The following is a 22,011-nucleotide window of genomic DNA, read 5'->3' as shown; positions in this document are numbered from 1 at the left end:
TTTTTACTTTCCTAGACAGAACTGGGAGAAAATCTGATCAATTAATGCATCATGTGCCGTATCTCCAACAATTTCGCCCAAATGCTCCCACGCCAAACGAACATCAATCTGAATCATATCGATCGGAATGAACTGCTCTGCTGCTTCATAGGCATCCACGAGGGACTGCTTCGCTTTTTTGAGCAAAGCAATATGACGCACATTGCTGACATAGGTCAGATCTGCGGACTCCAGTTTACCACTGAAGAATAGCGTAGAGATGGCATCTTCCAGTCGATCCACACCCAGATCATCTTTCACCGACATCGGTACAAGTCGTTCTTCCGGAATGTAACGAAGCAGCACGTCACGTTCTACCTGTGGCGTTAAGTCCATTTTATTCATAATGATTATTGATTGTCTACCGCGGATTTGTTCCAATAATTCAATCTCATCGGGATGAAGTGGCTCCGCAGCATTCACAACCATTAAGATCAGATCGGCTTCACTTACCGCAGAGCGAGAGCGTTCTACCCCGATCTTCTCTACAACGTCCATTGTTTCCCGGATTCCTGCCGTATCCAGCAATTTCAGCGGGATATTATTGATCGTAATGAACTCCTCAATCACATCACGAGTTGTTCCTGGAATGTCCGTGACGATGGCCCGGTTGTCTTGCGCAAGTGTATTCATCAATGAGGATTTGCCTACGTTAGGTCGTCCAACAATAGCCGTCGTGATACCTTCTCGCAGGATCTTACCTTGCTCTGCTGTAGTCAGCAATTTATCAATTTCAGTCATAACCTGACTGGACTTTTCTTTAATAAAATCAGACGTTAACGACTCCACATCATGCTCCGGGTAATCGATATTTACTTCAATATGAGCCAGTGTTTCCACCAGTGTATATCGTAGATCACGCAATTTGGAGGACAGCTTGCCTTCAACCTGTTTCAATGCAACCGAGAAAGCTCTGTCCGATTTGGAACGAATAAGATCCATGACACCTTCAGCCTGAGACAGGTCAATCCGCCCATTAAGGAAAGCACGCTTCGTGAATTCACCGGGTTCAGCTAGACGAATATCAAGCTGTAACAGCAGGTCCATGACCCGTTTTACAGACACCACACCGCCGTGCGCACTGATCTCCACGACATCTTCTGTTGTGAACGAGCGTGGTGCTCGCATTACCGTAACCAGTACTTCCTCAATCTTTTCCCCATTAACGGGATCTACGATATGACCATAATGAACCGTGTGAGATGCTGCCTGAGTTAAAGGGGTTTTACTGCGAAAAATCTTTTCCGTCTCCGACACTGCATCCGGGCCGCTGACCCGGATCACGGCGATACCCGCCTCTCCGACAGCCGTTGATATCGCTGTGATCGTATCACTGATCATGGTTATCTCTCCTTGCTCTATTTTAAAATTGCCGCCCCTCAGGGGGACGCCATATCCATTTTCAAATCTATTAATGATATAACATATGACATGCCACTTATCGTATTAAGTTCACTCTTTATTTGTTCTACGCACCTTATCAAATTGCTTCTGTACGAAAAAAGCAATGGCTTCTGCACCGGGCAGGAAGCCATTGCGTCTTCAATTTCGTGTTATTTCGTCGTAATAACCACACGCCGATTAGGCTCTTCACCCTTACTTAACGTCTTAATCTGCGGGTGGTTTTGCAGTTTTGCATGAATGACTTTTCGTTCGAGCGGAGGCATTGGTTCCAGTACAACTTCCTTGCCGGTACGGATTGCTTGTCCAGCCAACCTTTCAGCCAAGTCCTCCAGCGTCTTCCGCCGACGTTGACGGAAATTCTCCGCGTCGAGCACAATTCGAACGAAGCTTTCCGAATATCGGTTCGCTACAATGTTCGTTAGATACTGAAGCGCATCCAGCGTCTGTCCACGTCTGCCAATAATCATGCCCAGATCTTCGCCGGCAATATTGAAGATATGTCCATCCCGCTGTTTTTTGATATGCACTTCAACATCCAGTCCCATACCTGCTGCGACCTCTTTCAAGAAAGCAGCCGCTTCTTCATAGGGATTTTTAGCTGCAACATCCTCAAGTAATGCATCTACTTCAGGTTTGTATGCAGCTGGCTTGATCGGCTGTGGAACAACTTCCGGCACAGGCAATAATTTCACTTCAACTTTGGCCGCCCTCACCCCGAACAAACCCAGGAATCCTTTTGACGGCTGCTCTAACACTTGTATCTCGACCTTGTCCCGACTTACGCCAAGCTCGGTCAATCCTTGGTTTACAGCATCTTCAACGGTTTTTCCTGACGTAATGACTTTGGTCATTTCGATTTTTTGGCCCCTTTCGACCCTTTTCCAGAGACGGTCGCTTTGCCACCGTTTTTGCGTTTAGCTCCATTTTTGGAAGAGCTATTCTGCTTCACGTTGACCTCAGCCACGATTTTATCATTATTCCGGTAAAGGAAATAGTTTTGCACGATCGTGTAGATGTTACTGTAGAACCAGTACAGCGGAAGTGCTGACGGGAACTGGTAAGACATCACAAAGATCAAAATTGGGTATACCCACAGCATAAACTGCATCGGACCAACTTGCTGTGCAGGATTCATACGCATCATCATCCATGTTTGAATGAATGTTGTGATGGCAGCCAGCACTGGCAAAATAAACAGGTGATCCGGTTCCCCGAGCTGAAGCCACAAGAAATCATGTGTTCTCAGACTGGAGTTTCCGTAAATTGAGTTATAAAGTGCGATGTAAATCGGCATCTGAATCAGAAGTGGCAGACAACCCGCCATCGGATTAACTTTGTTCTCCTGAAACAACTTCATTGTTTCTTGCTGAACTTTCTCAGGTGTATCTTTAAACTTGGCTTGAATCTCCTTCAGCTGCGGCTGAATGGCCTGCATAGCTTTGGAGCTACGGACTTGTTTCATTGTTAATGGTAAAATCAATGTCCGTACAATAAGCACCATCACGAGGACGGCCAGTCCATATTCACCTTTGAACCAGTTGGCGAATGTATCCAGCGCCAGTGAGAACCAGTACACAACATTGGCTTGCCAAAAAGAATCACTATTCTTTAGATCTTCCGTAGTAACCCCGGCTCCTTGTGGAGTACATCCGGCGAGTACAGTGACCATTGCAATGACTGCAATGAGGAGAATCCACTTCCCCTTTGATGTCTTCAATCGCGACACTTCATAACCCCTCTCTTAACCATTCCATTCCACCGTAAATCATACCATAATTAGGAGGACAAATAAACCGAAGCTTACCGCTTGCTCGACTTCAAAAGAGAGCCCTTTCGCATCGCATGTAGCAGGCTTTTTTCCATTTCCTTATAGGGCATGTCCAGTGCACCTTTTCTGACGATAAAAATCAGATCCATCTGCGTGACGATCTCATGCTCATGATGACGAACAATTTCCTTGATCATGCGTCTCATCCGGTTGCGTACGACAGCGTTTCCGATTTTCTTGCTGCATGATACGCCGACCCGAAATTGTTCCGTATCTTTACGGCGACAGCCATACACCACGAATTGATGATTGGCAAACGATTTCCCATACCGGTATACGCGGCTAAAGTCCGCCCGGTTTCGTAGACGCAGTCTTTTATACACGGCGCTTCTCCTTGCTGTTCTCCATCATTGTTATTGACGGAGGCCTCATTACTGATTTAGTATAGGCTTTCTTGAATGACGGTAAACCGTCTTGGCGACAACTTCATTTGGGATGATTGTTAACCAGCTACTTGAACTGATCAGCATTCATCCGGGATGATTGTTGATTGGCCATTTAACCAAGCAAACATTCATCATTATATAAGGTAAGTTTTCGAAAAATGGAAAACTCACTCAACATACTTCCTCAACATACTTCGTGTGTGTTCAGCACTTTTTCGCAGACCATTCAGACCTGATCTGTAGCAGCATCCAGTCTGATTTGAGCTAATTAAGAAAAAAAAGACCACCTCGGTGGTCTTCAATGCATTAAGCACTCAGGTTTTTACGGCCTTTAAGGCGACGTGCGGCCAAAATTTTACGGCCGTTGCTCGTGCTCATTCTTTTCCGGAAACCATGAACTTTTTTACGTTTGCTAACGTTCGGTTTGAATGTAGGTCTCAATGTATTGCACCTCCTCACAAGGAAATACTTATGTGATGAATCACTTTCATCTTCACAGAAAACACCTTTATATATTTAACCATGATCACCTGGAAAAGTCAACTGCAAGGCGCAAGGCTTCTCCCTCTTTTATATACACTCTCCATCCCACTCAAAGTAATGACCACAGTCCGTTAACTTTAATACCATTACCAAGCCCCGAAGAGAGTTCTGAAAGTTATCCCCAGACCCTGATCAGATCGCCATATTTCAGCATTTATAGTTATCCACAACCTCCAATGCCTGTTATCTCCTTCATTACATCCTGTTTAAAGTTATTCACATGTGGATAATGATTATAGGCTATAAATATCGTCGAATTCTAATCAGGTTGTATCCGCTTCAATTAAGGTTTACAAGCTTTTGAGAAAGGTGTAGGATAAAAATCACATCTTGTATACAAGTATATGGATGAAGCTGATTTACTTACCCGCCTTTAGTAGTCCTTTGAAAAAAACATTAGCCGTTAGCTTGTAGCTACAGACTATGGATTGAACTGAATGTCCAGTCCGCAAAATAGTTATGCTATGATCAGTAATGAACTGATTACTTATTAATAGGAGCGTTAGCCATATGTTATTTCCTTCTTCCTGGCTTCAAGGGGCTTCTCGTGGTGAAGCCATTGCCTGCGAATTAAGGCTGCGGATCATCAGCGGTACCCTTCGACCTGGAGAGATTTTGTCGGAAAATCGAATTGCGGCTGATTTTGACAGCAGTCGTTCACCTGTCCGTGAAGCGTTACGAACTTTGTCCAATGAAGGACTTATTCGACTTGAACGTATGGGTGTCGTTGTCATTGGACTACGAATCAAGGATGTCGAGGAATTGTATGATGTCCGTTTCCTGATTGAAAGTTTTGTGCAGCAGCGACTCGCTGGTGATGTCCCAGAATCATTAATCACCCAGCTGCGTAACGTGATCGACAAAATGCAACTTGCTGGACGGCATCAGGACGCCGTCGAATTCGCCTATCAGGATCTCGTTTTCCACGAGACCATCATTGAAGCTGCTCAGCATTCCCGTATTTCACATCTATGGAAGAGTATTCGATATGTTGTGATGACCGTTATGCTGCTCACAACGCGCAGAGTATTCGTTCAAGGCGTGCAGAAAGTAAGCGCTGTAATTGAGAAACACCGTTTGCTTGTTGAAGCACTGGAGTCTGGTGACAAAATGCTCATTCAGGCTGGAGTCCGCACGTATTTTCAAGATTCTGGTAAAACCCTGCACGAAAGCTTTGATTCCTAAAAGGAGCAAGGCGTTTGCAATCATATCCGCTGTGAGTGATTGCCGCTCAACTTGTCGACAAGTATACAAAACGCGATTTTGTTTTCATTTTGGGCATGATAAAACTATATTTCTCGCCAACACCTTTTCTATTTGGTACCGGCACGAAAAATTGTTGACGATAATTTCACTTGTAAGCGTTCTATATCAGAAATAAAGGAGCACATCACATCATGAGCACTCTTTTTGGACTATCCCACAACGCAACATTATTGGTTTGGACGTTAATTGCGATCGTTTTTCTGATCGTCTTGATTTCCAAGTATAAATGGAATCCCTTCATCACCCTGCTGTTGTCCGCATTAATGCTCGGTTTGCTTACAGGCATGAAACCTGCCGATGTAATCTCTTCCATTACCGGGGGACTTGGCGGCACACTTGGAACCATTGCAATTGTTATTGCTCTCGGTACGATGCTTGGTAAGATGATGGCCGAATCTGGCGGTGCCGAGCGCATTGCAACTACATTGGTTGATCGGTTTGGTGTGAAACGTGTGCACTGGGCCATGATGATTGTTGGATTTATCGTTGGTATTCCCGTTTTCTTCGAAGTCGGCGTGATTTTGATGATTCCCATCATTTTCACCGTTGCACGTAAAACCAATATGTCTCTGCTGCAGATTGGTATTCCCATTTTGGCAGGTCTGTCGACTGTACACGGTTTGGTTCCACCCCACCCAGCGCCAATGATAGCGATTGAAGCCTACAGCGCGGATTTGGGTAAAACCATTTTGTACTCCCTTATTGTTGGTATTCCTACAGCGATTATTGCAGGTCCTTTGTTTGGTAAATTTATTGGAAAAAGAATACACACCGAACCGCCAGCTGAACTGGCTGAACAATTCGCAACCAAAACAAACAGCAACATGCCTGGGTTTGGTATTACCCTGTTTACCATATTGCTGCCGGTAATTCTGATGTTGATTGGTTCCATAGCAAGCATCATTGACCCAAATGCAACAAGCGGCTTCACCGTTTTCAGTGAATTTATCGGTCATGAGATCATTGCTCTGCTGATTTCAGTTGTATTTGCCCTCTTTTCACTCGGCTTTGCACGTGGATTCACCAAACACGATATTTCTCGCTTCACCAGTGAATGTCTGGCGCCTACGGCGACCATCATTCTCATTATTGGCGGAGGCGGTGCCTTCAAACAGGTATTGATCAATAGTGGTGTGGGCAACGCCATTGCTGATGTCGCTACCCACGCTAACATCAACGTGATCCTGTTTGCCTGGCTTGTCGCTGCGCTCATTCGTGTAGCTACCGGTTCAGCAACCGTAGCTATGACAACTGCTGCCGGCATTGTCGCTCCAGTGCTTGCACTCACACCAGGTGTCAATATTGAGCTGGTTGTACTCGCCACAGGTGCAGGGTCACTCATCTTGTCCCATGTGAACGATGCAGGATTCTGGATGATCAAAGAATTCTTTAATATGAGCGTTTCCCAGACATTGAAAACGTGGACCGTTATGGAAACACTATTATCCGTGGTGGGACTGATCTTTATTTTGCTCCTGAGCACAGTGGTATAAATGGACTCTATATAGTAGAAAGAAATTAAAATCTCATCGCTTTCTGGAGAAAGAAGGATTAAATATATGAACAACTACATGATTGGGATCGATATTGGTACCACCAGTACCAAATCCGTATTATTTACCGAGCAAGGCTCCGTCGTCAGTACCTCAACGCAGGAATACCCTTTGTATACCCCTGCACCCGATGTTGCCGAGCAGGACCCTGAAGAGATTGTGCAAGCAGCCCTCCGCTCTGTCCGAGGAGTCATGGATCAGAGCGGCGTTGCTACCGAGCAGATCCTGTTTGTATCCTGCAGCTCAGCTATGCATAGTGTCATTGCCATGGGACAGGATAACACACCCTTAACCCGTTGCATCACCTGGGCGGATAATCGTAGTGCGGCTTTTTCTGCCCAGTTGCAAGAGAATGGATTGGGCCATCGCATCTATCTGCGCACAGGTACACCGATCCATCCCATGTCACCGCTGACCAAATTAATGTGGCTGCGCCACGATGAACCTAAACTTTTTGAGCGTACCGCCAAATTTATTTCGATTAAAGAATATCTGTTCTTCCGTCTATTCGGACAATATGTCGTCGACCATTCCATCGCTTCCTGCACGGGCTTGCTCAATCTGGAACAACTGGACTGGGACGCAGAAGCCCTTGAGATTGCAGGCATTACACCCGACCATCTCTCGAAGCTCGTACCTACAACACATATATTAGAAGGAATGAATCACGAATCGGCTGAAAAAATGGCTCTCTCCCCCTCTACGCCCTTTGTTATTGGCGCAAGTGACGGGGTTTTATCCAATCTCGGCGTAAACGCCATTGAACCTGGTGTTGTCGCAGCAACCATCGGAACCAGCGGGGCCATTCGTACAGTCGTGGACCGTCCGGTTACCGATCCCAAAGGTCGTACGTTCTGTTACGCCCTTACAGAGAATCTTTGGGTTATTGGTGGGCCTGTGAATAACGGTGGCATGCTGTTTCGCTGGGTGCGGGATGAATTCGCCGCGTCTGAAGTCGAGACAGCGAAACGACTTGGCATCAATTCCTATGATGTTCTAACCAAAATTGCCGAACGTGTCCGCCCGGGATCGGAAGGACTTCTGTTTCATCCGTACCTTTCGGGCGAACGTGCCCCATTGTGGAATCCGGATGCCCGTGGTTCCTTTTTTGGCTTAACACTCCATCACCAGAAAGAGCATATGATCCGAGCTGTTCTGGAAGGGGTTATTTTCAACCTATATACGGTACTGCTCGCCATGGAAGAACAGATTGGGCAACCTACCTCCATTCAAGCCACAGGTGGGTTTGCGCGATCTCCTCTCTGGCGCCAGATGATGTCCGATATCTTCAATCAGGAAGTGGTTGTACCCGAGAGCTTCGAAAGTTCCTGTCTGGGTGCCGTCGTGCTTGGTTTGTACGCTACAGGGCGAATCCAATCGCTTCATGCCGTTTCTTCCATGGTGGGTACAACGCATCGGCATACCCCTGTCAAAGAGAATGCTGTTCTCTACCAAGAGCTGCTGCCCATCTTTATTCGGATCTCTCGCAAACTGGAAGAGGAATACGCAGATATCGCTGAATTCCAGCGTAAAATGTCCCTTCCCCGTCTCTAAATCATAATAGTTCGTCTCTGCACCAAAAAAAGAGGGTGTCGCCCAAAACCAGAAATCGGTTTTGGGCGCCACCCTCTTTTGCTATACACGCATAATCTATCCTTTGAATTCATATTATAAAATCATATACTTCAACCTCCATATTTGATTATCACCTTACCTCTTAATTCCGGATAATTCACATTACATATGTCTTAAAATGAAGTCCTCTTGGTCCATTATTCTTATACATTGCCATCACAGAATTACCATCTGCCCAGAAAATACACCACTGATCTTGTTCAATTAAAGGCATGAGTTTACTCCCCTCTCCGTCTCTCATCCTGACACTGAATTTGTCGCTTTCATCATCGCCCCATTGGCAAGAAAAACACGAGAGTGAGAGGTCGCTCTTTTTCCGATCTTGATCATGCTCTATTTTCACTTCACGGTTATCCACAGACAGGTTATTCACAAACGAAGAATACTTTTACACACAATTTGGCATCATTTGACGGATAACCTGTGTATAAAACATTTTTGCTTTTTGGGTCATTCTGTCGAAAATTAAACAGTTTATAAACAATATATTGTGTTGTGACTAAAAATTATACACAAGTTATTGAATTTGTGGATAAAATCACGCGATACGTTGAAATGCGGGGTTTCTTTTGCTATGATTGTATTACTTTTGGATGTGAATATGTGATCTGACCCATAATATTATCAACAGCCTGTGGATAAAGTTGTGAACAATTTTCCGTTGTTCATACTTTTTTTGTTTTCGACCTGCGGGGGTTTGGGGATAAATTCAACAATATATCTCGTATTTCGACACTGCATCATGGCTTAAGCCACACTTGGAACATGTAAAAGGAGTGACAGTCTGTGGACAGCCATACTTCTGATTTATGGCAGCAAATTTTATCAATCATACAAAACAAACTCAGCAAACCCAGCTTTGACACCTGGTTCAAAGCAACCAAAGCCACCAAGCTAAATGACCGTTCAATCGTCATTTCCGCACCAACCACGTTTGCCGTCGAATGGCTGGAGAGCCGTTACACCAAATTGGTTGGCTCGACGGTATACGAGCTGCTTGGCAAGCAAGTCGATGTGAAATTTGTCATTGAAGAGAACAAGCCTGCTGAACCGGACCCGCAATTGCCGGCACCAACGCCTACAGTTGTACAGGAAGAAGCAGTACTCAGCATGCTGAATCCGAAATATACGTTCGATACATTTGTCATCGGGCCGGGCAACCGTTTTGCCCATGCCGCATCGCTGGCGGTCGCTGAAGCGCCCGCCAAAGCTTACAACCCGCTCTTTCTGTATGGAGGGGTAGGTCTCGGTAAAACTCACTTGATGCATGCGATCGGACATTATGTTCTGGAGCATGATCCGGGCAGCAAAGTCGTTTATTTGTCGTCTGAGAAATTCACGAACGAATTCATTAACTCGATCCGTGACAACCGCGGGGAGAGCTTCCGTAACAAATACCGGAGCGTCGACATTTTGCTCATTGATGATATTCAGTTCTTGGCGGGAAAAGAATCAACACAAGAGGAATTTTTCCATACGTTTAATGCGCTGCATGAGGAACGGAAGCAGATCATCATCTCCAGCGACAGACCACCGAAGGAAATTCCGACACTGGAAGAACGACTTCGTTCTCGTTTTGAATGGGGGTTAATCACGGATATCCAGCCTCCAGATTTGGAGACAAGGATCGCAATTTTGCGGAAAAAGGCACGTGCGGAAAACTTGGATATTCCGAATGAAGCGATGATGTACATTGCCAACCAGATTGACACCAACATACGTGAACTGGAGGGCGCCCTGATTCGGGTCGTTGCTTATTCTTCACTGACTAATCAAGATGTAACCACTCATCTGGCAGCTGAAGCACTCAAGGATATTATTCCTTCCAGTCGTCCCAAAATGATCACTATTCATGACATCCAACAAAAGGTCGGCGAGTATTATAGCCTTAAGCTTGAAGATTTCAAAGCACGGAAACGGACCAAGGCAGTTGCTTTCCCAAGACAGATTGCCATGTATCTCTCTCGTGAACTGACAGACTTTTCTCTGCCCAAAATCGGGGAAGCATTCGGAGGACGAGATCACACCACTGTCATACATGCTCACGAAAAAATCTCCCAAGCGATTAAAAACGATCAGGATCTCTATAAAGTTATCAACAACTTAACCGAAAAAATTAAGAATCCAACCTGAACAAGTCCCAAGCCTATGCACAACGTATACACATGTGGATAGGCTTGGGTGTACGGGTTTATACCCACTTATCCACATATTCAGTGCCCCTATTACTATTATTACTAAAAAGATCTTAAAGATATCATCTCCAAAATAGCCATTTCGGAGCTTAGCCTTCGGCCTTTGAAAAACACCTTTTAACACCCCAACACCCAAAAAATCAGCTAGGAGTGAAACCATGAAAATCAGCATAATGAAAAACTACTTAAACGATTCCATACAGCAAGTATCCAAAGCGATCTCGAGCCGTACAACAATTCCGATTCTGAGCGGTATCAAATTCGACGTGAATCATCAAGGTGTAACATTGACAGCAAGTGACACCGATATATCCATTCAATCCTTCATCCCGCTTGAAGATGGAGATAAAAGCGTAGTTCAGGTAGATCAACCCGGCAGTGTAGTTTTGCCAGCCAAGTTTTTTGTGGAGATCATCAAGAAGCTGCCTTCACAGGAAGTGCACATGGAAGTCAAAGAGAATTTCAACACCTTTATCTCCGCAGGTGCTACCGAAATTCAACTGGTAGGTCTTGATCCGGAAGAATTCCCGGTACTGCCAAGCATCGAAGAAAACCAAACCGTCTCCATTCCAGGAGATTTGCTGAAAAATATGATCAAACAAACTGTCTTCTCCATTTCCACACATGAGACTACTCCAATCCTGACAGGTGTACTCTGGAGTTTGGGTGACAACGAATTGAAATTTGTGGCAACAGACCGTCACCGTCTTGCTACTCGATCAGCAATGCTGGATAATGCAGAAGGTATCCGCTTCAACAACGTGGTTATTTCCGGTAAAACGCTGAACGAGCTCAGCAAAATTGTTCCGGATCAAAATACCCTTGTGGATATCGTTGTTGCAGATAACCAGGTCCTGTTCAAAATCGACCGTGTATTGTTCTACTCCCGTATTTTGGACGGAACATATCCGGATACTTCTAGAATTATTCCAACGTCATACAAAACAGAACTTGTTTTAGATACAAAAAAATTAAGTGAATCCATTGACCGGGCTTATTTGCTGTCGCGTGAAGAGAAAACAAACATCGTGCGTATGCAAACGATGGATTCGGGATCCGTTGAAATTTCTTCAAGCTCTTCCGAGCTAGGTAAAGTAAGAGAAGAAATCGAACCTGCCGAGTTTACAGGAGATCCGTTAAAAATCTCGTTCAACTCCAAATACATGCTGGATGTGCTGAAAGTTGTTGAAAGTGAACAGCTGATGATCGCTTTTACAGGAGTCATGAGTCCAATCATCTTGAAACCGCTGGATGACAGTCACAGCCTTTACGTCATATTGCCATACCGGACGACCAACTAACGAAAGGAAGATCACCGTGAACCAAGTTACGATTCGAACGGAATATATCAAGCTTGATCAATTTTTGAAACTGGCGGATTGCATCCCAACCGGAGGTATGGCCAAAGCTTTGCTTCAGGAAGGGCTTGTACGTGTGAATAAAGAGCCTGAGGAACGCCGGGGACGTAAGTTATACCCTGGAGATATCGTTGAAGTGGACGGAGAAGGCACATTCGAAGTTGCTGCAGAATAACAAGACCAGTTCGATCCTGCTGCCTCCTGACGGACGGGATAAAAGGGAGGTTACCGCGTGTTTGTGAACAGCATTGATCTGCAGAATTTCCGCAATTATGAACATCTCAGACTGGACTCTTTTGGTCCCGTAAACTTGTTGATCGGGCAAAATGCCCAAGGCAAGACAAATCTTGCAGAGGCGATTTTTGTACTTGCACTCACCAAGAGCCACCGTACATCCCGTGACAAGGAGTTAATCCGTTTCGGTGAGGAACGTGCCAGACTTGCAGCAGAGGTCGACAAAAAGTACGGGGCTGTCAAGCTTGAACTATCTTTGTCGCAACAAGGCAAAAAAGCAAAGATTAATGGCCTGGAGCAGCGCAAGTTAAGTGATTTTGTCGGAGCGCTCAATGTTGTGATGTTTGCACCGGAGGATCTGGAGATTGTAAAAGGCACACCGGGGGTCCGCCGCCGGTTTCTTGACATGGAGATCGGACAGGTTGCACCAGGTTACCTGTATCACCTGCAGCAATACCAGAAAGTGCTCGTCCAACGAAACAATTTGCTTAAGCAGTTATGGGGACAAGGGGCATCAGCCCAGACCATGCTTGAGGTGTGGAACGAACAACTGGTTGAGCATGGTGTTAAAATCGTCAAAAAAAGGAAACAATTCATAAAGAAACTGCAAAAGTGGGCAGAAACGATTCATCAGGGGATCACCGGAGGAGGAGAAGTCTTGCGGCTGGCCTACCTTCCTTCCTTCAGCGAAGCCGCTGAGGAAGATGAAGCTGTCTTAATGGACCAATTTATGATAAAATTATCACAAATGAAAGAGCAGGAGATTCGCCGAGGCACAACCCTTAGTGGGCCGCATCGGGATGACCTGTCCTTTTTCATTAACGATCGGGAAGTACAAACATATGGCTCGCAGGGGCAGCAGCGCACAACGGCGTTGTCCCTTAAACTTGCGGAAATTGAACTGATTCATGAAGAAATCGGAGAATATCCAGTTCTGTTGCTGGATGATGTTCTGTCCGAGCTGGACCCTTTTCGCCAGACGCAGCTGATCGAAACGTTCCAGAGCAAGGTGCAAACCTTTATTACGGCTACGGGGATTGAGAGCCTGAACGTTGACAAGCTCAAAGATGCCAGTATTTATCACGTTCATGCCGGACAGGTTGAACGCTAAGGAGTGAGGGCTTATGTACATTCATCTGGGCGGTGAGAAGATCATCCGTTCTTCCGAATTGGTCGCTATTTTTGATATATCGATTGAAAAATCCTCAAAGATCTCCAAGCAGTATGTCACGCATGCCGAGCAGGAAAAAACAGTGGAACACATCGGCGAAGAGGAAGCCAAGTCCATTGTGGTGACCAAAAACATTGTGTACTACTCGCCTATTTCCTCAGCCACGCTGAAGAAGCGGGCTCACATTTTTCCGGATCTCTAGCGTTGTGTGGCATAAAAGATGTATCTTTTGCTGCTTGTCTTTAAATTTGGATAGCTGGCTGAAATGAAGGACTTTGCCTATTTCAGCAAACATTATTAGTTAACGCATATTTACGATATTGAATCTATAGAAGTAGGTGAAAGGCATGTCTATGAATCAACCGTCATATGATGCGAATGAAATTCAGGTCCTTGAAGGATTGGAAGCCGTACGGAAGCGTCCGGGGATGTATATCGGTTCCACCAGTTCCAAGGGCCTGCATCATCTGGTCTGGGAAGTAGTGGACAACAGTATTGACGAAGCGCTTGCAGGTTACTGCGACCACATTGAGGTCAGTATCCATGAAGACAATAGCGTGACTGTAGTCGATAACGGACGGGGTATTCCTGTCGGCGAACATACCAAAATGAAACGTCCTGCACTTGAGGTAGTTATGACTGTCCTCCATGCAGGGGGAAAATTTGGTGGCGGCGGATATAAAGTATCCGGTGGTTTGCATGGTGTTGGTGTATCCGTTGTGAATGCACTCTCTGAAAAAGTGGTTGTAACGGTTAAACGTGAGGGACATATCTATCAACAGGAATATCGCCGTGGAGCTCCACAGTATGACCTGAAAGTAATCGGTACAACCGACGAAACAGGAACAACGGTTAGATTCCATCCGGACCCTGAAATTTTCACGGAAACAAGAGTTTATGAATATGACATCTTGCTGGCCCGTATTCGTGAGCTGGCGTTCTTGAACAAGGGTATTGGTCTTACACTGACGGATGAGCGTACAGGTGCAACCAACTCATTCCTGTATGAAGGCGGCATTATCGAATACGTCTCCTTCCTAAACCAGAAGCGTGAAGTATTGCATGAGAATCCAATTTACGTTGAAGGTTCCAGAGATAACATCCAGGTGGAAGTTGCCCTGCAATACAATGACAACTACACCGAGAATATCTATTCCTTCGCGAACAATATCAACACGCATGAGGGCGGAACGCATGAATCAGGTTTCAAGAGTGCCCTTACGCGGATTATCAATGACTACGCCCGTAAGGCGGGGGTAATCAAGGACAGCACGGGTAACCTTTCCGGGGATGACGTGCGTGAAGGCTTGACAGCTATTATTTCGGTCAAGATTCCGGAACCGCAATTTGAAGGACAGACAAAGACCAAGCTGGGCAACAGCGAAGTGCGTGGGATTGTCGAATCCTTGTTTGCCGAGAAGCTGCAGGAGTTCCTGGAAGAGAATCCTTCCGTATCCCGTCGCATTTTGGAAAAAGGTCTGCAAGCAGCACGTGCGCGTGAAGCTGCCCGTAAAGCCCGTGAACTGACACGTCGTAAAGGTGCACTCGAAGTAAGCTCACTTCCAGGTAAACTGGCAGACTGTTCATCCAAGGATGCTTCAATCAGTGAATTGTACATCGTCGAAGGTGACTCTGCAGGCGGTTCAGCGAAGCAAGGCCGGGATCGTCATTTCCAAGCGATTTTGCCGTTGCGTGGTAAGATTCTGAACGTGGAAAAAGCTCGTCTCGACCGGATCTTGGGTAATGCGGAGATTAGAGCAATTATTACGGCAATGGGTACAGGTATTGGTGATGACTTCGATATTGCTAAAGCCCGCTATCACAAAATCATTTTGATGACCGATGCCGACGTCGATGGTGCTCATATCCGAACACTATTGCTGACATTCCTGTATCGGTACATGCGCAAAATCATTGAGGCAGGTTATGTATATATTGCACAACCGCCATTGTTCAAGATTGAGCGTAACAAAGTGATTCGTTATGCCGGTTCCGAGAAAGAGCGTGATGAAATTATTGCAACGCTCGGCGAAAATGCAAAATTCAACGTTCAGCGTTACAAAGGTCTTGGCGAGATGAATGCCGGACAATTGTGGGAAACAACGATGGATCCGGAGAGTCGGACCATGATGCAAGTATCGATTAATGATGCCATCCTTGCTGATGCAATGTTTGACACCCTGATGGGGGATAACGTTGAGCCGCGTCGTGACTTTATCCAGGAAAATGCAAAATACGTGAAAAACCTCGACATTTAACACATTCGAAGAGGCGCCTGAGAGGGCGCCTTTTTTATATTAGGGAAAGTATGAACAGGGAAGGCGAATACTTAGACTTCCTTATCCCTTTGTTATCTGCGTACACGTTTTTTGGCAGACGAGGCTTGTGCTTTAGGGGATGTACGAGAGCTTTTACCCTTTTTGGAGGGCAAACGACCGTATGCAATCGCATAACGTTTGATCTTCCGGTATGCCTCCTTGTCCGGTAATAAACCAAAGGCATAAATGCCTGGCAGTGTGTTGACTTCAAGAATCCAGGGACGCCCTGCTTCGTCTAGCGCAATATCAATACCAATCTCTTTGAGCCTTGGAAATGATGTTTGCAATTGCACAGCGGTATGAATACCTAAGCGGTACAGTTCAGTGCGAAGTTTTTTGAAGCCATCCTGGTGAAGATGGGGGAGTACAAGTTCTTCAAACGTGGCCAATCGTCCACCACCATGAATGTTGGTGATGATTTTGCCCGGCGCAGCAACACGTCCCAGAATACCTGTTGTTTCCCAGTTGTGTTGCAGATTTTTCTGAGTTAACACACGCAAGTCAAAAGGCAAATCTTCATGCTTCATCAGCGAGATTCCTTGTTGAATGATATAATCACGTTCCTGAATGCGATCATTCAGTGCTCGTTCGAGTTCGTCCAGGGAATGAAATGATCTCTCCTCTGTACCGTATTGGAGTTGATATGTTGTAGTGAGATAGGTATCTCTGAAGATAACAGCACTTGCTTCGGGTTCATCATCAGGTACGTTCCGCTCATTGGTTTCTTCCGGAACCTCCGCATCTGTGGTGGAATCTTCGGAATTAACGACAGGTTCGTATAAACGGGTTGTTTTTACTCGCATAACGCCATTACCGTAAGTACCACGGTCTGGTTTGATATAGTTTGACTCAAATAATTCAGTCATTCGTTCGAGAGTTTGACGGCTATATTTTCGGGTCACTGGGATATATTCATTCACAATGCGACTGCGTTGTAACACAGCTGTTTTGGCCCATTTGCTGGAGACGCGTTGGATACCCAATATTCATCAGTCCTTTCATGTTTTGCTCAGTTCTAAAGAGGGACAGACACGGAGAAATCAAAGGACAAGAGACGATTTCAGTGGTATAATAGAGAAATATGACGTTTTGTGCGATGAGCTGCACAATTTGCAGTTTGATCGTAGGACGGGAATGGCTTTAGCCTCGGTAGGCACAGTACATATGCCGTTTTTCTAGCATTGTATGTGCAATTGGGGAGGAAGGCAGGGCGTATCCCCAGACACGCAGAAGTTCCCGGAAGAAAGGCTATTGCCCAGCGGACGTTTAATTGTGTAACTTTTGTGAAAGTAATATAATAAAGAGTAGCGTTCTTGCGCGGTTTTAGCCTTGTTAGGCTTTTCACATATAATCAATTTTTTTGTATGACGGAATGGAACGTTTGTTGAAGGACAAGAAGGAGGTCCAGCATGGCGGAAGAAATGAACTCTCAGATTACAGATCGGGATATAGGCGTCGAGATGCGTGAATCGTTTATGGATTATGCGATGAGCATCATCGTTAGCCGTGCCTTACCTGACGTGCGTGATGGATTGAAGCCGGTTCACCGGCGTATTCTGTACGCGATGTCAGAGCTCGGCATGACACCTGATAAACCACATAAAAAATCAGCCAGAATCGTCGGTGAAGTTATCGGTAAGTATCACCCACACGGTGACTCTGCTGTTTACGAGACGATGGTCCGGATGGCACAGGATTTCTCCCTGCGTTATATGCATGTAGATGGACATGGTAACTTTGGATCGGTCGATGGCGATATGGCAGCAGCCATGCGTTACACCGAAGCACGTTTGTCCAAGATTGCTATGGAAATGCTTAGAGATATCAACAAGGATACGATTGATTTCCAACCGAACTATGACGGCGAGGAACATGAGCCAATCGTTCTACCTGCTCGTTTTCCTAACTTGCTTGTCAATGGGGTCGGCGGGATCGCGGTAGGTATGGCCACCAATATTCCTCCTCATAATCTGGGCGAGGTCATTGATGGTGTACAGGCCATGATTCAAAATCCGGATATTACATCCATGGAACTCATGGATTACATTCAAGGACCAGACTTCCCTACGTCCGGCTACATTTTGGGCCGCTCAGGCATTCGCCAGGCGTATCAGACCGGACGTGGTTCAGTAACGATGCGGGCCAAAACCAACATCGAAGAGAACAACAACAAGGCGCGTATTATCGTTACAGAGCTGCCTTATCAGGTGAACAAGGCGAGACTCGTTGAGAAAATCGCCGAGTTGGTACGTGATAAAAAGATTGATGGTATTACTGACCTTCGTGATGAGTCTGACCGTAATGGTATGCGGGTTGTAATTGAGCTTCGCAGAGACGTGAATCCGGGGGTTGTCCTGAACAACCTTTACAAACATACATCGATGCAATCCACTTTTGGGATTAACATGCTCGCGATTGTTAATAAAGAACCTAAAATTCTGAACTTGCGTGAAGTGTTGTATCACTACCTGCAGCATCAGATTGAGGTTATTCGCAGACGTACGCAGTTTGAACTGAAAAAGGCTGAAGCTCGTGCACACATTTTAGAGGGCTTGCGTATTGCGCTGGATCATATCGACGAGATTATTACGTTGATTCGTTCATCCAGTAATGCGGATGCAGCAAGAGAAGGTTTGATTGAGCGTTTCTCACTCAGTCATGATCAGGCTCAAGCTATTCTCGATATGCGTTTGCAACGCCTCACAGGTCTGGAACGCGAACGTATTGAAAATGAATATAACGAACTGATGGTCAAAATCAGAGAGTATCGCGAGATTCTGGCCAATGAGCATCTGGTGCTTGAGATTATCAGTACGGAGTTGCAAGAGATCCGTGACCGCTTCAGCGATGATCGTCGTACAGAGATCACTGTAGGTGAAGAGAGTATTCTGGATGAGGACCTGATTCCACGTGAAGAGGTTATCATTACGATTACCCATACAGGATACGTGAAACGTCTGCCGGTATCCACATACCGCAGCCAGAAACGTGGCGGACGTGGGGTCGTGGGTATGGATACGAAAGATACCGACTTTGTTGAGCATCTGTTCGTGACCAACTCTCACAATTACCTCATGTTCTTCACTGACAAAGGTAAAGTGTATCGTCTCAAAGCTTACGAGATTCCAGAGCTTGGACGTACCGCACGGGGAACGCCGATTATCAACCTGATCCAGATCGAGCAGGGCGAATCGGTCAATGCCGTAATTCCGGTTCAGGAATTCGAAAGTGACAGATACTTGTTCTTTGCTACCCGCCAAGGGGTTGTGAAGAAGACGCCACTTGAGGATTACACCAATATTCGCAAAGGCGGCTTGATCGGTATTTCCTTACGTGATGATGACGTTCTGATCGATGTTAAGCTGACCGATGGACAGCAAGAGATCATCATGGGTACAGCTCACGGAATGTCTATTCGCTTCTCCGAAGGTAACGTACGTTCCATGGGACGTAGCGCAACCGGGGTCAAAGGGATTACATTGGATGAACAGGATGCTGTTATCGGCATGGATGTAGTTGATAAAGAGCTTGATGTTCTGATCGTTACAGCAAAAGGTTACGGTAAACGTACACCTGTCAGTGATTATCGGATGCAGACTCGTGGCGGTAAAGGGATCAAGACTATTAATGTCACAGAGAAGAACGGCGCAGTAGTCAGCCTCAAAATGGTTAAAACCGAAGAGGATCTGATGATTATCACGTCTAGCGGTACGTTGATCCGGATGAGCATGGAAGGCATATCCACTATGGGTCGATACACGCAGGGTGTGAAGCTGATTCATATTCGTGACGAGGATTCAGTAGCTACAGTCAGCCGAATTGACAAAAATGAAGAGGAACCAGACGATGAGTCGCTTGAAGGCTTGGAAGGCGAGGAGTCCCAAGCTCCGGTAGTAAGCTTGGAAGAAGGCACCGTTTCTGATGCTGACGTTAATGAAGTTGAGGGCGACGACGATTCCGGTTCGGAAGCATAAAATAGAATTCTATAAAGACTGATCTCTTGGAGATTGGAAGAAGATTGCGAGGGCTCCCACAGGGAGCCCTTTTGTTTGTATAAAGGAAACTCTCCTTTTATTCTTCCGAATCTGGGATGTACAGCCTGATTCCTGAGTAATATAATGGGAAATATCATGAAAAACCGGGACTATGGTCTTGTTTGTATTAACATAGAAGAACGATGAGTGAGGGGAATACACATGGGATTAATCACCCTGTCAGAAGTCAAACCAGGACTCAAACTTGGGAGTGATGTGCAAACACTTCGCGGCAACGTTCTGCTTCAGAAGGGAAAAGTCATTTTACCCAAGGATATGGAAGTGCTCAGAGCCTTTATGATTCAACAGGTAGATATTGAACAGGAAAGGATGGTGTCGAGTAGTTCAGGAACCAAAGGTGCATCCGTGTCCGCAGGAAGTTCTGCCAATGACAAGAATGGTGAACGGGCGGGGAAGACAGGGAACGTCACCACAGCTCCTGTAGTAACGTCTTTGCAAGATGAGTATGAGAAGATGGTCGGACTAACGAAAAATGCGTTCCTGTCCTCTCTGGCGGCTGAATTGCCTGTCTATGAGTTACGTACACAGTTGGAGGCTGTGTTTGCACATCTCAAACAATATAATGTGCTTACCTTCAGTCCACGAGTAATGCAAGAACATGATTATGTATATCACCATGCCGTACTGAGTGCGATCACATCCTATCAACTGGCTCAGTGGATCGATCTCCCCTCCAAGGATTGGATGCAAGTTGCTTTTGCAGGCTTGTTCCATGATATTGGTAACAACAAGGTAGATCCGCAGATTCTCCATAAACCATCCACGTTGACGGCTGCAGAGCAGGAAGAGATTCGCCAGCATACGAAATATGGTTATCAGATCCTAAAACAGGCAAAGGCCATTAATGAGGGAGCCAGACTTGCAGCTTTGCAGCATCATGAAAAGGTTGATGGATCAGGCTACCCGTTGCAGCTTAGTGGGACGCAGATTCATATTTATGCCAAGATTGTAGCTATCTCTGATATTTTCCATGCCATGACGCTGGAGAAGATCTACCGTAAGGCACAATCACCGTATCTAGTCCTAGAACAGATCCAAAGTGAGGCATTTGGGAAATTGGATCCTGCAATTGTGAGAGTATTTGTTCAACGGTCGACCCAGATCCATAATGGCATTCGAGTAAAACTCAGCAATAACCAAATTGGAGAGATCGTATTCTCTGATCGAGATCATCCTACACGGCCTATGGTGTCAGTAGAAGGAACCATCATTAACCTGATGCAGCAACGGCAGCTTCACATCCAAGAGGTTATCGGATAAGAATAGATATTAAAGTAACTTGATGAGAGGGCCTTTCTTTTATAGAGAGGCCTTTTAAGTGAGATAAATGTGGGAATGTAGAAAAAACAGAAAGATTATAGATATATATATCAATACTCAAAAAAAGACTTGCATTCAAGATCTGTACATGGTATATTCTAATTCCGGCCAAGAAAACACGGTTTACACGGTGCGGCAAGCAAACGAAATAAGCTTCGAAAGAAACTTAAAAAAAAGAGCTTGCAAAGTTGGTTCGGATGTGATAAGATATAAAAGTTGCTGAAGAGAACGATATTCGGTAACAAAACAAGTTTGATCTTTGAAAACTGAACAACGAGTGAGTAAACATTCTGCTTGCAGAATGAACGCGAAAGTTGGAAACAAGCCTTGGCTTGGATCCACTGGAGCACAAATGAGATTTTTAATCTCGTCAGATTCAAAATGAGCTTATCGCTCTTTTCAATACTTTATTGGAGAGTTTGATCCTGGCTCAGGACGAACGCTGGCGGCATGCCTAATACATGCAAGTCGAGCGGAGTTGATAGGAAGCTTGCTTCCTTGATACTTAGCGGCGGACGGGTGAGTAACACGTAGGCAACCTGCCCTCAAGTTTGGGACAACTACCGGAAACGGTAGCTAATACCGAATAGTTGTTTTCTTCGCCTGAAGGAAACTGGAAAGACGGAGCAATCTGTCACTTGGGGATGGGCCTGCGGCGCATTAGCTAGTTGGTGGGGTAACGGCTCACCAAGGCGACGATGCGTAG

17 protein-coding genes and 1 rRNA gene are annotated in these 22,011 nt (G+C 45.6%); 12 read left to right on the top strand and 6 right to left on the bottom strand.

Annotated features, from left to right (window positions below):
• Positions 1–3: 3 nt before the first annotated feature.
• The 5 genes from mnmE to rpmH all read right to left on the bottom strand — a co-directional run bounded on the left by mnmE (position 4) and on the right by rpmH (position 4,098).
• A complete protein-coding gene (gene mnmE, locus BLS69_RS19460; RefSeq protein ID WP_091035224.1) occupies positions 4–1,380 on the bottom strand; it encodes a tRNA uridine-5-carboxymethylaminomethyl(34) synthesis GTPase MnmE in 1,377 nt (458 codons plus the stop codon).
• Positions 1,381–1,592: 212 nt separating this feature from the next.
• Positions 1,593–2,294, bottom strand: coding sequence for an RNA-binding cell elongation regulator Jag/EloR (gene jag, locus BLS69_RS19455; RefSeq protein ID WP_017691417.1), 702 nt, complete (start codon positions 2,292–2,294; stop codon positions 1,593–1,595).
• Positions 2,291–3,169 carry a YidC/Oxa1 family membrane protein insertase gene (locus tag BLS69_RS19450; protein WP_062836519.1) on the bottom strand — a complete coding sequence of 293 codons (879 nt, stop codon included), beginning with the start codon at positions 3,167–3,169 and terminating at the stop codon, positions 2,291–2,293. The genes jag and BLS69_RS19450 overlap by 4 nt, the downstream gene beginning before the upstream one ends.
• A gap of 74 nt (positions 3,170–3,243) precedes the next feature.
• Positions 3,244–3,594 (bottom strand): ribonuclease P protein component, encoded by a 351-nt coding sequence (gene rnpA, locus BLS69_RS19445; protein WP_036611981.1) that lies wholly within the window; start codon positions 3,592–3,594, stop codon positions 3,244–3,246.
• A 369-nt stretch (positions 3,595–3,963) separates the two neighbouring features.
• A complete protein-coding gene (rpmH, locus tag BLS69_RS19440; protein WP_017691413.1) occupies positions 3,964–4,098 on the bottom strand; it encodes a 50S ribosomal protein L34 in 135 nt (44 codons plus the stop codon).
• A gap of 612 nt (positions 4,099–4,710) precedes the next feature.
• Between rpmH and BLS69_RS19435 the strand changes: the two genes are divergently transcribed.
• From BLS69_RS19435 to gyrB, 9 genes are all read left to right on the top strand, one after another.
• Positions 4,711–5,385 (top strand): GntR family transcriptional regulator, encoded by a 675-nt coding sequence (locus tag BLS69_RS19435; protein ID WP_091035222.1) that lies wholly within the window; start codon positions 4,711–4,713, stop codon positions 5,383–5,385.
• Positions 5,386–5,597: 212 nt separating this feature from the next.
• Positions 5,598–6,959 (top strand): GntT/GntP/DsdX family permease, encoded by a 1,362-nt coding sequence (locus BLS69_RS19430; RefSeq protein WP_091035219.1) that lies wholly within the window; start codon positions 5,598–5,600, stop codon positions 6,957–6,959.
• Between the two features lie 66 nt (positions 6,960–7,025).
• Complete coding sequence (gntK, locus tag BLS69_RS19425; RefSeq protein ID WP_091035217.1) at positions 7,026–8,573, top strand: gluconokinase; 1,548 nt, start codon at positions 7,026–7,028, stop codon at positions 8,571–8,573.
• A gap of 867 nt (positions 8,574–9,440) precedes the next feature.
• Positions 9,441–10,787 (top strand): chromosomal replication initiator protein DnaA, encoded by a 1,347-nt coding sequence (gene dnaA / locus BLS69_RS19415; RefSeq protein WP_036611990.1) that lies wholly within the window; start codon positions 9,441–9,443, stop codon positions 10,785–10,787.
• Between the two features lie 220 nt (positions 10,788–11,007).
• Complete coding sequence (gene dnaN, locus BLS69_RS19410; RefSeq protein ID WP_017691408.1) at positions 11,008–12,150, top strand: DNA polymerase III subunit beta; 1,143 nt, start codon at positions 11,008–11,010, stop codon at positions 12,148–12,150.
• 16 nt (positions 12,151–12,166) lie between these two features.
• Positions 12,167–12,382, top strand: a complete 216-nt coding sequence (gene yaaA / locus BLS69_RS19405) for a S4 domain-containing protein YaaA (RefSeq protein WP_036611994.1) — start codon at positions 12,167–12,169, stop codon at positions 12,380–12,382.
• 57 nt (positions 12,383–12,439) lie between these two features.
• Positions 12,440–13,552, top strand: a complete 1,113-nt coding sequence (gene recF, locus BLS69_RS19400; RefSeq protein WP_062836513.1) for a DNA replication/repair protein RecF — start codon at positions 12,440–12,442, stop codon at positions 13,550–13,552.
• Between the two features lie 13 nt (positions 13,553–13,565).
• A complete protein-coding gene (remB, locus tag BLS69_RS19395) occupies positions 13,566–13,814 on the top strand; it encodes an extracellular matrix regulator RemB (RefSeq protein WP_017691405.1) in 249 nt (82 codons plus the stop codon).
• Between the two features lie 145 nt (positions 13,815–13,959).
• Complete coding sequence (gene gyrB, locus BLS69_RS19390; RefSeq protein ID WP_091035212.1) at positions 13,960–15,870, top strand: DNA topoisomerase (ATP-hydrolyzing) subunit B; 1,911 nt, start codon at positions 13,960–13,962, stop codon at positions 15,868–15,870.
• Positions 15,871–15,962: 92 nt separating this feature from the next.
• Here the strand turns inward: gyrB and BLS69_RS19385 are convergent, their stop codons facing one another.
• Positions 15,963–16,913 (bottom strand): YheC/YheD family protein, encoded by a 951-nt coding sequence (locus BLS69_RS19385; protein WP_176872880.1) that lies wholly within the window; start codon positions 16,911–16,913, stop codon positions 15,963–15,965.
• Positions 16,914–17,339: 426 nt separating this feature from the next.
• Here BLS69_RS19385 and gyrA point away from each other — a divergent pair, with 426 nt between their 5' ends.
• The 3 genes from gyrA to BLS69_RS19370 form a co-directional block, all read left to right on the top strand.
• The gene (gene gyrA / locus BLS69_RS19380) at positions 17,340–19,904 is read left to right on the top strand and encodes a DNA gyrase subunit A (RefSeq protein ID WP_091035207.1); all 2,565 of its coding nucleotides are present in this window, start codon (positions 17,340–17,342) and stop codon (positions 19,902–19,904) included.
• Positions 19,905–20,126: 222 nt separating this feature from the next.
• Positions 20,127–21,245 (top strand): HD-GYP domain-containing protein, encoded by a 1,119-nt coding sequence (locus BLS69_RS19375; protein ID WP_091035204.1) that lies wholly within the window; start codon positions 20,127–20,129, stop codon positions 21,243–21,245.
• Between the two features lie 467 nt (positions 21,246–21,712).
• Positions 21,713–22,011 (top strand): 16S ribosomal RNA (locus BLS69_RS19370); the annotation flags it as partial.

The sequence above is a fragment of the Paenibacillus sp. CF095 genome (assembly GCF_900101225.1).
Classification (GTDB): Bacteria; Bacillota; Bacilli; order Paenibacillales; family Paenibacillaceae; genus Paenibacillus.
Note: the sequence above shows the minus strand (reverse complement) of the source record. Positions and strands in the feature narration are given on the sequence as shown.

What these genes read in the sequence shown, in the direction of transcription:
- mnmE (WP_091035224.1), bottom strand. Translation starts at nt 1,380, where the DNA reads ATGATCAGTGATACGATCACAGCGATATCAACGGCTGTCGGAGAGGCG.
- jag (WP_017691417.1), bottom strand. Translation starts at nt 2,294, where the DNA reads ATGACCAAAGTCATTACGTCAGGAAAAACCGTTGAAGATGCTGTAAAC.
- BLS69_RS19435 (WP_091035222.1), top strand. Translation starts at nt 4,711, where the DNA reads ATGTTATTTCCTTCTTCCTGGCTTCAAGGGGCTTCTCGTGGTGAAGCC.
- BLS69_RS19430 (WP_091035219.1), top strand. Translation starts at nt 5,598, where the DNA reads ATGAGCACTCTTTTTGGACTATCCCACAACGCAACATTATTGGTTTGG.
- gntK (WP_091035217.1), top strand. Translation starts at nt 7,026, where the DNA reads ATGAACAACTACATGATTGGGATCGATATTGGTACCACCAGTACCAAA.
- dnaN (WP_017691408.1), top strand. Translation starts at nt 11,008, where the DNA reads ATGAAAATCAGCATAATGAAAAACTACTTAAACGATTCCATACAGCAA.
- remB (WP_017691405.1), top strand. Translation starts at nt 13,566, where the DNA reads ATGTACATTCATCTGGGCGGTGAGAAGATCATCCGTTCTTCCGAATTG.
- gyrB (WP_091035212.1), top strand. Translation starts at nt 13,960, where the DNA reads ATGTCTATGAATCAACCGTCATATGATGCGAATGAAATTCAGGTCCTT.
- gyrA (WP_091035207.1), top strand. Translation starts at nt 17,340, where the DNA reads ATGGCGGAAGAAATGAACTCTCAGATTACAGATCGGGATATAGGCGTC.
- BLS69_RS19375 (WP_091035204.1), top strand. Translation starts at nt 20,127, where the DNA reads ATGGGATTAATCACCCTGTCAGAAGTCAAACCAGGACTCAAACTTGGG.